Here is a 12,429-nt window from a genome sequence, read left to right as displayed (position 1 = left end):
ATAATTATCAATATGAGAATAATATAACCACATCATTTTCATTATGAGAACACCAATGTGGATCTCGATACCCTGAAAATCTTCGACATGGTGGCGGTCGAGCTGAGCATCACCCGCGCTGCGGCCCTGTTGGGTCGGGCGCCGTCCAACGTGACCACGCGTATCCAGCAACTGGAAGCGGACCTGGGGGCCGAGTTGTTCGTGCGCACCGGCAAGCGCATCAGCCTGTCCAGCGCCGGGCAGCAATTTCGAGTGTACGCCCAGCGTATGCTGGCCCTGGAAGATGAAGCGCGCCAGGTGATCGGCGGTGGCGCCAGCGGCGGCACCTTGCGCATCGGCAGCATGGAAAGCACCGCCGCCAGCCGCCTGCCCCTGCGCCTGGCGGCGTTCAACAAGGCATGGCCGGCGACCCGGCTGGAAGTCAGCACCGGGCCATCGGGCATCCTGCTCAGGCAACTGCGTGACGGGCAACTCGACTGCGCCTTCGTGGCGCTGCCACCGGGCGCCGATGTCGAGCCGGAACTGGCCAGCCATCACCTGCAGGCGATGGCGATCTGGCAGGAGGCGCTGGTGCTGCTGCTGCCGGCCAGCGAAGCCGGGGTCAGCGAGCCTGGGCAGGTGCGCACGCGCACGCTGGCCGCGTTCAGGCCGGGCTGCGTGTATCGGGGGATTGCCCAGGCGCAGTTGGGCGTTGCGGCCGGCTCGTCATGGCAGGTCCAGGAGCTGGGGTCCTACCACGCCATGGTGGCCTGCGTGGCGGCCGGCGCCTGTGTGACCCTGCTGCCGCGCAGCGTGCTTGAGCTGTGCCAGGTGCCGGCTGAGCTGCCGGTGCTGGACGTCGGCCCGAGCGACACCTGGCTGGTCTGGCGCCAGGGCTACAGCGCCCCGGCATTTCAGCACTTTTGCGCGGTGCTGGAGCCGTAAAGCGTCAGCGTTCGCAAAAGCGCAGCCGATTGCCGAAGGGGTCATGCACCTGCAACGCCTTGCCGCCCTGTGTTTTGGTGCTCGCAGGGTAGGAGCGCGCTTGCCCGCGACCGAGTGCGTAGCGCTCGCAAAATCTGCGCAACGCCACAAATTTACGATTGTGAACGTATTCAAAATCTATGAAACGCCACAAATTTACGACTGCTAACGCAGCCGGTCGCGGGCAAGCGCGCTCCTACAGAGCCAGCGCCCGGTCCTTGCGCAGTTCGCGGGCGGCGGCAACCATATTGACCAGCGCCGCTTCGGTCTCTGGCCAGCCACGGGTTTTCAGGCCGCAGTCAGGGTTGACCCACAAGCGCTCGGCCGGGATGCGCCGGGCGGCCTTGCGCAGTCGCTTGACCATGTCGGCCGTGTCCGGCACATGCGGCGAATGGATGTCGTAGACACCGGGGCCGATCTCGTTCGGGTAGGCAAATTGCTCGAAAGCGGCGAGCAACTCCATATCCGAGCGCGAGGTTTCGATCGTAATCACATCGGCGTCCATGGCGGCAATCGACTTGATCACATCGTTGAATTCGCTGTAGCACATGTGCGTATGAATCTGGGTGTCGTCGCGCACGCCCGAAGCACACAGGCGGAAGGCCTCGGTGGCCCAGTGCAGGTACGCCGCCCAGGCACTGTTGCGCAGCGGCAGGCCTTCACGAAACGCCGCCTCGTCGATCTGCACGATACGGATGCCGGCGGCCTCCAGGTCGAGCACTTCATCGCGGATCGCCAGCGCCAGTTGTCGGGCCTGGGTTTCGCGGCTGACATCCTCACGCGCAAAAGACCACATCAGCATCGTGACCGGCCCGGTCAGCATGCCTTTGATTACCTTGGTGGTCAGGCCCTGGGCATAGGTGATCCAGTCTACGGTCATGGCCTTGGGACGGCTCAGGTCACCATAGATAATGGCCGGCTTCACGCAGCGCGAGCCGTAGCTCTGCACCCAGCCAAAACGTGTAAAGGCATAGCCGTCGAGCTGTTCGGCAAAGTATTCGACCATGTCATTGCGCTCGGCCTCGCCGTGCACCAGCACATCCAGACCGAGTTTTTCCTGCACGTCCACGGCATGACGAATTTCGCTGTGCATGGCCTCAGTGTAATCGGCCTGGCTCAGCCTGCCTTGCTTGAACGACTGGCGTGCCAGGCGGATGGCCGCGGTCTGCGCAAACGAGCCGATGGTGGTGGTCGGAAACACGGGCAGGTCCAGAACCGCGCGCTGTTTGACGATGCGCTCGGCAAACGCCGAATGTCGCTGGCTGTCGGCCGGTGTGATCGCTTGCACACGCGCCTGCACTTGCGGCTTGTGAATGCGCGTCGAGGCAGCACGGGCCGTCTGCACAGCGCGGCTTTGCACCAGCGCCTGGGCCACTTCAGGGGCATCCGGCCGGTTGATGGCCTGGGTCAGCACGGCCACTTCGGCGCATTTCTGCACGGCAAAGGCCAGCCAGCTCTTGAGTTCGCTGTCGAGCCGGTCTTCGCGGACCAGGTCCACCGGGCTGTGCAGCAGCGAGCAGGACGGCGCCAGCCACAAACGCTCACCCAGGCGTTCATGGGCGTGGCGCACCACCGCCAGCGCCTGGTCGAGATCGCAACGCCAGACATTGCGGCCGTTGACCAGGCCCAGCGACAGGATCTTGTAGGCCGGCAAGCGGTCGAGAATAACCGGGTACTGCTCCGGGGCACGCACCAGATCAATGTGCAGGCCATCGACCGGCAGGCCGGCCGCCAGGCCCAGGTTGTCTTCCAGGCCACCAAAGTAGGTGGCCACCAGCTTTTTCAGCGGCTCACGCTGCAGGATGTTGTAGACGCGTTCGTAGGCGTTTTTCCAGTCTTGCGGCAGGTCCAGCACCAGAATGGGTTCGTCGATCTGCACCCACTCCACGCCCTGCTCGGCCAGACGCCGGAAAATCTGCCCGTACAGTGGCAACAGGCGATCGACCAGTTCCAGCTTGTCGAAATCGGCGCCCTTGGTCTTGCCCAGCCACAGGTAAGTCAGCGGGCCGATCACCACCGGTTTGACGACGTGACCCAGGTCATGGGCCTCTTGCACTTCTTCGAACAACTGCTCCCAGCTCAGGCTGAACGCCTGGTCAGCGGTGAATTCCGGGACCAGGTAGTGGTAGTTGGTGTCGAACCACTTGGTCATTTCCTGGGCATGGGCCCCGCCGCAGCAGGCGTTGCCGCTTTGCGCGGCGCCACGGGCCATGGCGAACAGGGTCTGCAAGCCTGGCTTTTCAGCCGTGTTGCGAAAACGCTCAGGAATCACGCCGAAGGTCAGCGAGTGGGTCAGCACCTGGTCGTACCAGGCAAAATCGCCCACCGGCAGCAGCTCGATACCGGCGTCCTTTTGCACTTGCCAGTGCGTCGCACGTAACTGACGGCCAGTGGCACGCAAGCCGGCTTCGTCGAGTTCACCTTTCCAGTAGGCTTCCTGGGCTTTTTTCAATTCACGATCACCGCCGATACGCGGAAACCCCAGGTTATGTGCCAAGGCCATGTGCCCGTCCTCCAATGGAATAATCAATGGGCGAAGTGTGGACATCGGCGAACAGTGAGACAAACTCATAATATTTGAGATCAACCCAAGATTTTCTCATGTTCGAATACGGCGCTGTTGTTCGCTGGACACGGGTAGGAGCGCGCTTGCCCGCGACCGAGTGCGCAGCGCTCGCAAAAATCTGTGAAACGCTGCAAGTTTATGGCTACTGACGAAAAATCTCGGAAACGCCACAAATTTACGACTGCTAACGCAGCCGGTCGCGGGCAAGCGCGCTCCTACTGGGCGTTGTATTGCAGGTTGGGTGCATGTCTTGTTCAGAGCAGTGCGCTGCGCTCTGGGGCATGGACACCGCGGGCAAACCCTGCACAATGCCGGCGACCTTATTCCGATACCCGCCCCTATGAACCTGTTGAAACAGGCGCTGCATGAGCAACGCTTCATCTGCCTGGTGGAATTCGTGCCCAAGCCCACGGCCAAGAGCTTCGCGGCGTTTGAGGCGTTGATGCAGCGCCGCACACTGTGCGGCTGGCCACTGGTAGCGACCATTGCCGACCGGGTCGCCAGTCGCTTCGACCTATCGCCGCTGGACGCCTTTGACCGGCTGGCTGATCCTGCGCCTGCACTGCTGCACTTTTCCGGCAAGGACCGTGAGCGCCATGACCTGCTGCAACAGCTGGAACGCATGGACCGCCTGGGCCTGGAACAGCTTTTCATCATCAGTGGCGACCGCCTGCCCGGTCACGAGCCCGGGCAACAATCAGTGCGCTACCTGGAGTCGGTGCCGGCTTTGCAACAGGTGCGCCAGGCACGCCCCGACTGGCTGCTGGGCGCGGCGCTCAACCCGTTCAAATACCGTGAAGAAGAAGGCGGCGCGCAGTATTTCAAGGCCCGGAAAAAGCTCGCGGCCGGCGCGGATTTCCTGACCCTGCAACTGGGCTTCGATGCGCATAAGCACCTTGAGGCCCTGACCTGGATGCGCCAGCAACCTTCGCCCAGGCCGCTATTGGCCTGCCTCATGGCCTTGACCCATGGGCGTGCGACCATGCTGGAGCATGTGGCCGGCACGGTGGTCAGCCCGTCCATGCGTGCGGCGGTCGCCGCCGAAGCCGAGGTGTCCAAGGCGCATGCCCAGCAGCGCAGTATCAGTCGCTTGGGATTACAGGTGATCGGTCTGAAATTGATGGGCTACGCCGGTGTCGAGCTGTCGGGCATCCATGACCTGACGCAATTGCAGGCGCTGGAACAGGCCATCGAGCACTGGCAGGCGCAGATCACCACGCCGGCGCAATGGTCCGAAGCCTGGCAAGCCAGCTGGCAGACGGCCGGCCAGCCGCCGGTGACCTTTCACCCGCCGGGCGCTACCTGGCAATGGGGCCAGTCGACGGTCAGCGCCTCGCTTCAGGAAAAAACCCGTTATCACCTGCTTGCCGGCCTGCATCACCAGGCGTTCAGCCGCACCACCTGGCTAAGCCGTGCCTTGGGTTGGGGCGTGCGCCGCTCGTTATGGTCAACGCCCGGTGGCGCCAGCGCGCTGCACCGAATCGAGCGCAGCCTCAAGCGGCCCATGGTCGGCTGCGACACCTGTGGCCAGTGTCGCCTGGAGGACACTTTATACATCTGCCCGGAAACCTGCCCCAAGGGCCTGGCCAACGGACCGTGCGGCGGCACCACACTCAACCGCTGCGAATTCGGTGATCGCGAATGCATCCACAGCATCAAGTACCGCACGGCCAAGGCCGTCGGGCAGACCGCTGTGCTGACCGAACGCCTGATTCCTTGCATAGAGGCCGACCACCGGCACCGCAGTTCATGGCCCGGCTGGTTCGATGCCGCCGAAGATCTTCCATCCAACCCTAGGAGCCGCTTCAGCGGCGAATGCTCAGCGCAAACCGATCCCGATCAGTAACCGGTATGATCTCCAGTCTTACGACTGCGGACTCACCTGACATGCTGATCGTCTTCAGTGGCCTGCCCGGCACCGGCAAGACCACCCTCGCCCGCCGGCTGGCCATGGCCACCGAGGCCGTCTACCTGCGCATTGATACCATCGAGCAAGCCATCCGCACCGCCGCCGTGTTGGCCCATGACGTCGGCACCAGCGGCTATGACGTCGCCAATGCGCTGGCCTTGAGCAATCTGCAGCTGGGCCGGCAGGTGATTGTCGATGGCGTGAACCCGGTGCGCGAAAGCCGCCAGGCCTGGCACACCACGGCGCAGGCGGCCGGCGTGGCGCTGGTGAATATTCAGGTCGTGTGCTCGGATGCGGCCGAACACCGGCGCCGGGTAGAGACGCGAAAAGCCGATATTGCGGGACTCACGCCACCCGACTGGGCCTCGGTGCTGCGTCATGAGTATGAGCCGTGGGAAGAAATGCCGTTTACGCTGGATACGGCGCAGGTCTCGGTCGAGCACGCCGTGGCGCTGCTGGCCGAGCGGTTTTTCAGGCGTCAGTTGCCTGGGTTCTTGAACGCGCCACCCGGATACTGATAGGTCACGGCGCCCCAATACTGGCTGCCGGTGTTTACCTGGCGCCTCCATCCGGCGGCTTCAAGTTGCCTTGCGATCATTCGATTCATGAACCCATGACCGAGCAGCAGCACCGGCCCTTGGCTGTCGAGTGACTGCAGTCGTTGTGCCGCTTCAAGGGCGCGCACCTTTGCCTGGCGGGCCGACTCGACCGTGCCGCAGAAGCCGCATAACCACAAGATGCGCAGGATAAAGGCCCATGTGAAAGGCGATAGCCGCAGCAGCGTCCCTCGACCATGGGGCAACTGCGCCTCGCAGAACACCTTGTCCACCAGGGTGGGATAAAGGCCCAAGGCGCTGGCCGATGCAAGCGCCCGAGGCGCGCTGCTGGACACCACCACGGTGGCGGTGACGGCCAGCGCCAGACTCGTCGCAGGCACCGGTTGGCGGGTGATTTCGGACAACTCGTATTGCTCGATCCAGTGCTTCATGCCTTGCGCCGAAACCTTGCTCAGCGGCGCCAGATCCGGCTGGCCATGACGCATCAGGATAATTTTTCTGGTCACTGAAATCGCATCCCTGGTTTGATAGCCGAGCCAATGGCTGCAGCGAAATGACCGTAACGATCCTGCCCGGCCGGGCGCGATCATAACTGATGCAGGCCATGGGAGCCCTTCAGGTTTGCGCACGTTCGGCCGATACCGCAGCCCTGGGCCTGAAAAGCGACTGCGAGGCAGGCCTCTCGCCCTGGCTCTCTTACCCTCAAGGATGACTCACACCATGGCCCTGACCAGCCGGATTTCCCCATACGACAACCAGTGGCCTGTACGTTTCCTGGCGACCCGGCTGCAGATGACTCAAGTATTCGGCAACGGGCTGGTGGCCATCCATCATGTCGGCAGTACAGCCGTCGCAGGGCTGGCGGCCAAGCCGGAAATCGATGTCCTGGTGGTGGTCGAGCAGCATGATGATCAGGCACGACGCACCCACGGCATGCAGGCGCTGGGCTATGTGCGCGGCAGCGACCTGTCGGTCGGGCATCACTTCTATCGTCGCGACGTCAATGGCGTGCGCACGCACAAGGTCCATGTGTGCCTGACAGGCCATGCCCAGATCGAGTGGATGCTGCGCTTTCGCGACCTGTTGCGCAGCAATCAGCAGGTTCGCCAGCAGTACCAGGCACTGAAGCTGGCGCTTGAAGCCGGCAATACCGGTGGCATCGGTGAATACCTGGCGCAGAAGGCGCCGTTTATCGACGCCGCTATGCAGGTCACCCCGGCAACCACTACCCCACCACCGGCACCTGCAGCCCGGCCAGTACCGCACGCAGCCGCTCCTGCGTCTGCGCCGAGCAGCGCTGCATCGGCTCACGCAGTTCATCCCGGCCAAAGCCCTGCAAGGCCAGCGCAGCCTTGATCACCGCCGGGTTGGGCTCGGCAAAGGCCACACGCATCCACGGCAGCAGCCGGTAGAACGTCTGGCGCGCCGCCGTCAGCTGGCCGCTGTCGATTTGGCGTTGCATCTGCACATAGAGGTCGGCGCGGACATGCGCCGAGGCCGATATCGCGCCGGCGCCGCCCAGGCACAGGTTATTGAAGATCTGCAGGTCTTCGCCGGTGAGAATCTCGGCATGGCCATCGGCGATCAGGGCGGTGGTGGTGTCGAGGTCGCCGCCGCAATCCTTGACCGCGGCAATGCGCGGATGGTGCAGGATACGGCGCAAGGTCTCGCGCTCGATGCGCACCCCGGTGCGGTACGGAATGTCATAGAGCACCACGGGCACGGTGGCGGCATCGGCCACGGTCTGGAAGAACGCTTCGATTCCTTGTTGCGAGGGACGAATGTAATAAGGCGCCGGCACCAGCAGGCCGGCCAGCGGGCGTTGTTGAATCTGTTGCTGGAAGGCCAGCAGCTCACGCAGGTTATTGCCCGCCAGGCCCATGATCACCTGCTGCGCCGGCACCCGTGCGAGCACCGCATCGAGCACGGCCAGTTGCTCGGCATGGCTGAGCGCGGCGGCTTCGCCCGTGGTGCCGCAGACCACCAGGCCGCGGACGCCCTCTTCCAGCAGCTTGCCCACCAGCGCATCCAGCGCATTGAAATCGACTTCACCTGCACAAAACGGCGTGGCCAGGGCCACCCAGATACCTCGAAAAGCGGACATACACATCTCCTGTGGTTAACCGTTGGGTCACCATCAGAAGGGATGCGGGAGGGGGTGCGAGGGAGAGCTTTGCCTGGCGCCTGATTGTCCTGTCAGCCCATCTGACGGGACAGCGCGCCCCGGTCAAATGAGCGACTGTTTCTTCGATTTATTCGCCACCGCGACGCGCACGCCGGCCTGGGCTGGAAAGCCTGGCTGCAACGGCGAAAGGTCGAGGCTGGAACGCATGGATTGATCCGGTACATAGCAAAGTGCCGGCTGATCATGCGCAATCGGCGATGGGCTTGTCAACGGGTCATGTGCGCAGGCTGCCACTCGCCCGCCACTTCGACCACCCACTCGATGAACACCCGCAACTTGGCGCTGACATGCCGGTTCGGTGGCCAGGCGATGTACATCGGCATGCTTTCAAGCTGCCAATCGGTGAACAGCGGCACCAGCGCGCCCTGGCGCACTGGCCCGCACGCCATGTAGTCCGGCAACCACAGCACCCCCAGGCCAGCCAGCCCGGCAGCGAGGTAGGCGTTGCCGTCATCGACCACCAGTGCGTGATGACCGCTGATCCTCAGCGTTTCACCCTGGCGTTGCAGCACATAGGGAAACACCTTGCCAGTGCGCGCCCAGCGATAGCCAACCACGCGGTGGCCCGGGTCTTCCAGTTCACGCGGGTGGACCGGCACCCCGGCCCGCTGCAGGTAAGCGGGCGCGGCATACACGCCCAGGTGCAGGTCGCCGAGGCGGCGAGCCATGAGCGACAGGTCGGTGAGTTCGCCGCCGCGCACCACGCAGTCGACGTTTTCGTCGATCAGGTCGACCTTGCGGTCGCTGACGCCCATGTCCAGCTGGATGTCCGGGTAGCGGGCATAGAAGTCCGGCAAAGCCGGGATCAGCACGCTGCGCGCCAGTGGGCTGGGCACATCGACCCGCAACCGGCCACGGGGAGCGGCCGAGGCACTGGACAGGCTGGTCTCGGCATCGTCGATGTCGGCCAGCAGGCGCACCACCCGCTCGTAGTAGGCAGCACCGTCGGCGGTGACGTTGACCTTGCGCGTGGTGCGATTGAACAACCGCACCCGCAAGCGCGCTTCCAGTTGCTGCACTAATTGCGTGACGCTGGTCCTGCTCAAGTGCAAGGTGTCGGCGGCCTTGGTGAAACTGCCGGTCTCCACCACTCGGGCAAAGGCCTGCATTGCATCGAAACGGTCCACGGCAGCTCCTGATTGTTTGCATTTGGCAAACAGTGTTGGGTGGGGTGACGAGCTTATCCGCCTCTCGTCGCGCCCTACAGTCTCTTCATTCCTGAACGATGGAGAGTCCCCTCATGAACACCCGCGACGTTGTTTTCCCGGCCGGCCGCCAGGCCCTGTACGACATTAACCGCTATTCACCGGCGATCCGCTCCAACGGTTTCATCTTTGTGTCCGGTCAGGTCGGCAGCCGCGAGGACGGCTCGAAAGAGCCACAGCTGCAGGCCCAGGTCAGCCGCGCCTTTGAAAACCTCAATGCCATTCTGGCCGCTGCCGGCGGCAGCTTCGCCGACGTGGTGGATGTCACGGTGTTCATGGTCGACCCGCAGTCGACGTTCGAGGCCATCTGGCAAGTGGTGGCCCGGTACTGGGGCGAGGCGCCCTACCCGACCGTGACGGCGGTCGGGGTGACGTGGCTGTACGGGTTCGATTTCGAGATCAAGGTGATCGCCAGGGACCCGGCTACACCTGAGCAGCCGGATCAAGCGGCTCGCTGATTTCGATCAGGTTCAGGTCCGGGTCGCGCACGTACACCGAGCGAATCGGCCCGGTGGCGCCGGTGCGCTGCACCGGGCCGTCGACGATGGGCCAGTCCTGGGCATGCAAGCGGGCGATGGCCTCGTCGAGGCTGCCGCTGGCGATGAAACACAGGTCCAGCGCGCCGGGCACCGGCAGGTGCGCCTTGGGCTCGAATTCATGCCCGCGCACATGCACGTTGATTTTCTGCCGACCGAAGCAAAAGGCCAGGCGCCCGTTGCCAAAGGTTTCCAAACGCATGCCTAGGGTCTGTTGCCGTTTCAGCACGAGCCGCGTTGCTGGGCCAAATCTCGCCAGGCCAGGCGGAGGACGCAGAAAAGGGTCGCTCCCTTTTCAAGTCCTCCAACACCGCATGGCGAGATTTGGCACGCAACCCGAAGGGCCGGGCCTGTTTTGCCGCGAGACTGCGTTACTCGCCACTCATTTGGAATGACCAGACTTCGCGGCTCCTGCCTTGCCTCGCGGCAAAACGGGCGCCGGCGCGGCCGTGATGAAACGGCAACAGACCCTAGCACCCGCACATAAAAGTCCTTGCAGGCTTCGAGCTGTGTAGTGGTCAGCACCAGATGGTCAAGATGATCGATCATGACAGGCACTCCTGTTTTCAGATAAGGCCGCGACGCCGCCACGCCTCGCGGGTGGGTGCGTCGATACCGAGTCCGTCCAGCACCGTGTCGGTGTGCTGGCCCAGGGTCGGTGCGCGCGACTGGACCTGTCCCGGCGTCAGGGTCAGCTTGGGGATGATGCCCGGCAAGGTCACCGGCGTGCCGTCGTCCAGGGTACTGGCCAGCAGCATGTCGCGGGCCTGGTAATGCGCATCGCCGGCGATGTCGGCAGCGTCGTAGATTCTGCCCACTGGAATGTCGGCGGCTTGCAGGGCCGTGAGCACTTCATCGAGCGGCCATTCGGCGGTCCAGGTGGAAATGGCCGCATCGATACGCGCCACATGGCGCACGCGGCCGTCGTTATGCGCCAGCTCCGGGTCGTTGGCCAGGTCCGGGCGCCCGATGCGTTCCATCAGGCGCCGATAGATGCTGTCGCCATTGCCGGCCACCAGCGCGTACTTGCCGTCCTGGCAGCGGTAGGCGTTGCTGGGCGCGATGCCGGGCAGGCTGCTGCCGGCCGGGGCACGCACGGTGCCGAATACCGAATGCTCGGGGATCAGGCTTTCCATCATATTGAACACCGACTCGTACAAGGCCACATCGACCTGCTGCCCGGCGCCGCCGTTCTGTTCGCGGTGCCGCAGCGCCAGCAGCACACCGATCACCCCGTGCAAGGCCGACAATGAATCCCCGATCGACACCCCGACCCGCACCGGGGTGCGATCCGGCTCGCCGGACAGGTGACGCAGCCCGCCCATGGCCTCGCCGACCACGCCAAAACCCGGCAGGTCGCGGTACGGGCCGGTCTGGCCGTAGCCGGAGACGCGCAGCATGATCAGGCGCGGATTGATGGCCGACAATGCGTCCCAGCCCAGCCCCCACTTTTCCAGGGTGCCGGGGCGAAAGTTCTCGACCAGGATATCGGCGTCCTTGATCAGTTGCCGAACCACCTCGTGCGCCTCGTCCTGGCGCAGGTCGAGGGTCACCGATTGCTTGTTGCGCGACTGCGCCGCCCACCACACCGAGGTGCCGTTGTGCAGCAATCGCCACTTGCGCAGCGGGTCGCCGCTGCCGGGCGGCTCGATCTTGATCACGTGGGCGCCGAAGTCGGCGAGGATCCGGGCGGCGAAGGGGCCGGCAATCAACTGGCCCATTTCGATCACCTTGATACCTTCCAGGGGCAGGCTCATGAGGGTGTCCGTTGTTATTGGAGGTGTAGCTGAATCATTACTCCAAAACCGGTGGCAGGTGAAGGGGGCATCGCTGGCAGAACCTGCAGACAACAGAGCAACCCGCTTCCTGTCTATTCAGATGGCCATTGACGTGCAGCGTGCAATATCCGCAACACACGAACCTGCTCACCTGTAACGTCATAAATCAGAATGTAATTTTGCTGGGCTACCCACTCGCGTGTCCCCGTGACTCGACCCGCCCGCCCCTTGTCAGGATGATCAATGAGGCGTTCAGCCGCCATGGCGAACAATTCGTCCAAGGCCAGTGCGGCTGTCGGGTTGTTGCTTTCTATGTAGCCATAAATAGCTTCACGGTCTTGTACAGCTTCGAGAGAACAATTTCCTCATTTGGCAGCATCAAGCCGGCGGCGCGTCGATGCACGTTTGGCGGCAAACCTGGCTTCAACTTCCTCAGCAGGAATGAGGTTACCTGCATTGGCCGAGTCAAGGCCGGTTTGCACCTGCTGACGAAACCAGGCGTCATGCGCGGCTGCATCCTGTTGCTGGCGAACAAAATCGCGCATGAAATCGCGTAAAAGTTGCGCGCCACTGCGGTCGCGAGCTTTGGCAGCCGATGAGAACTCAGCTTTAAGTGCCTCATCGACTCGAAAGGTAAAAGTAGCTTCGCTCATGATGTTCACACCTATGTGTTACAGGTGAGGTGCAAAATAATACTCATCGACAGTAAGAAATAATGTCTTGAAAACCA

Annotated in this window: 10 protein-coding genes and 3 pseudogenes; 5 read left to right on the top strand and 8 right to left on the bottom strand. The window is 63.2% G+C overall.

All coding sequences use genetic code 11. From position 1 onward, the window contains the following. The first annotated feature begins 57 nt into the window (after positions 1-57). Positions 58-924 carry a LysR substrate-binding domain-containing protein gene (locus DGA31_RS03250; protein ID WP_109511532.1) on the top strand — a complete coding sequence of 289 codons (867 nt, stop codon included), beginning with the start codon at positions 58-60 and terminating at the stop codon, positions 922-924. 235 nt (positions 925-1,159) lie between these two features. On the opposite strand, the gene metE is transcribed toward DGA31_RS03250, so the two are convergent. Beyond that, entirely contained in the window at positions 1,160-3,466 is a 2,307-nt protein-coding gene (gene metE / locus DGA31_RS03245; protein ID WP_109511531.1) for a 5-methyltetrahydropteroyltriglutamate--homocysteine S-methyltransferase, read from the bottom strand. Between the two features lie 403 nt (positions 3,467-3,869). Here metE and DGA31_RS03240 point away from each other — a divergent pair, with 403 nt between their 5' ends. Both DGA31_RS03240 and DGA31_RS03235 read left to right on the top strand, forming a co-directional pair. Further along, the gene (locus tag DGA31_RS03240) at positions 3,870-5,375 is read left to right on the top strand and encodes a methylenetetrahydrofolate reductase C-terminal domain-containing protein (protein WP_109511530.1); all 1,506 of its coding nucleotides are present in this window, start codon (positions 3,870-3,872) and stop codon (positions 5,373-5,375) included. 5 nt (positions 5,376-5,380) lie between these two features. Further along, entirely contained in the window at positions 5,381-5,956 is a 576-nt protein-coding gene (locus DGA31_RS03235; RefSeq protein ID WP_274604953.1) for a P-loop nucleotide/nucleoside kinase family protein, read from the top strand. Here the strand turns inward: DGA31_RS03235 and DGA31_RS03230 are convergent. Then, positions 5,917-6,501, bottom strand: a complete 585-nt coding sequence (locus DGA31_RS03230; RefSeq protein ID WP_109511528.1) for a histidine phosphatase family protein — start codon at positions 6,499-6,501, stop codon at positions 5,917-5,919. The two genes, DGA31_RS03235 and DGA31_RS03230, sit on opposite strands and share 40 nt — an antisense overlap. A 214-nt stretch (positions 6,502-6,715) precedes the next feature. Between DGA31_RS03230 and DGA31_RS30130 the strand changes: the two are divergent. Next, positions 6,716-7,201 (top strand): annotated as a pseudogene (locus DGA31_RS30130) (GrpB family protein); the annotation flags it as partial. 19 nt (positions 7,202-7,220) lie between these two features. Here DGA31_RS30130 and dapA read toward each other — a convergent pair. After that, on the bottom strand, positions 7,221-8,099 hold the full coding sequence (dapA, locus tag DGA31_RS03220) for a 4-hydroxy-tetrahydrodipicolinate synthase (RefSeq protein ID WP_109511526.1): 879 nt from the start codon (positions 8,097-8,099) through the stop codon (positions 7,221-7,223). Positions 8,100-8,386: 287 nt separating this feature from the next. After that, a complete protein-coding gene (locus tag DGA31_RS03215) occupies positions 8,387-9,307 on the bottom strand; it encodes a LysR family transcriptional regulator (RefSeq protein WP_109511525.1) in 921 nt (306 codons plus the stop codon). A 113-nt stretch (positions 9,308-9,420) separates the two neighbouring features. On the opposite strand from DGA31_RS03215, the gene DGA31_RS03210 reads away from it, so the two are divergent. Further along, positions 9,421-9,843: a RidA family protein gene (locus DGA31_RS03210; RefSeq protein WP_109511524.1), complete on the top strand. Its 423-nt coding sequence runs from the start codon at positions 9,421-9,423 to the stop codon at positions 9,841-9,843. On the opposite strand, the pseudogene DGA31_RS03205 reads toward DGA31_RS03210, so the two are convergent. The 4 genes and pseudogenes from DGA31_RS03205 to DGA31_RS03185 form a co-directional block, all read right to left on the bottom strand. Continuing rightward, a pseudogene (locus DGA31_RS03205) lies at positions 9,809-10,129 on the bottom strand (VOC family protein); the annotation flags it as partial. The gene DGA31_RS03210 and the pseudogene DGA31_RS03205 sit on opposite strands and share 35 nt — an antisense overlap. Positions 10,130-10,487: 358 nt before the next feature. Next, positions 10,488-11,678 carry a CaiB/BaiF CoA transferase family protein gene (locus DGA31_RS03195; RefSeq protein WP_109511523.1) on the bottom strand — a complete coding sequence of 397 codons (1,191 nt, stop codon included), beginning with the start codon at positions 11,676-11,678 and terminating at the stop codon, positions 10,488-10,490. Positions 11,679-11,791: 113 nt separating this feature from the next. Further along, positions 11,792-12,040, bottom strand: a pseudogene (locus DGA31_RS03190) (type II toxin-antitoxin system RelE/ParE family toxin); the annotation flags it as partial. Positions 12,041-12,064: 24 nt separating this feature from the next. Continuing rightward, positions 12,065-12,352: a CopG family ribbon-helix-helix protein gene (locus tag DGA31_RS03185; RefSeq protein ID WP_109511826.1), complete on the bottom strand. Its 288-nt coding sequence runs from the start codon at positions 12,350-12,352 to the stop codon at positions 12,065-12,067. Positions 12,353-12,429: the final 77 nt, after the last annotated feature.

Source organism: Pseudomonas ovata, from assembly GCF_003131185.1.
GTDB classification, from domain to species: Bacteria; Pseudomonadota; Gammaproteobacteria; order Pseudomonadales; family Pseudomonadaceae; genus Aquipseudomonas; species Aquipseudomonas ovata.
This window is presented reverse-complemented; position numbering and strand designations above follow the sequence as displayed.

What these genes read in the sequence shown, in the direction of transcription:
- dapA (WP_109511526.1), bottom strand. Translation starts at nt 8,099, where the DNA reads ATGTCCGCTTTTCGAGGTATCTGGGTGGCCCTGGCCACGCCGTTTTGT.
- DGA31_RS03235 (WP_274604953.1), top strand. Translation starts at nt 5,381, where the DNA reads ATGATCTCCAGTCTTACGACTGCGGACTCACCTGACATGCTGATCGTC.
- DGA31_RS03195 (WP_109511523.1), bottom strand. Translation starts at nt 11,678, where the DNA reads ATGAGCCTGCCCCTGGAAGGTATCAAGGTGATCGAAATGGGCCAGTTG.
- DGA31_RS03240 (WP_109511530.1), top strand. Translation starts at nt 3,870, where the DNA reads ATGAACCTGTTGAAACAGGCGCTGCATGAGCAACGCTTCATCTGCCTG.
- DGA31_RS03185 (WP_109511826.1), bottom strand. Translation starts at nt 12,352, where the DNA reads ATGAGCGAAGCTACTTTTACCTTTCGAGTCGATGAGGCACTTAAAGCT.
- DGA31_RS03210 (WP_109511524.1), top strand. Translation starts at nt 9,421, where the DNA reads ATGAACACCCGCGACGTTGTTTTCCCGGCCGGCCGCCAGGCCCTGTAC.
- metE (WP_109511531.1), bottom strand. Translation starts at nt 3,466, where the DNA reads ATGGCCTTGGCACATAACCTGGGGTTTCCGCGTATCGGCGGTGATCGT.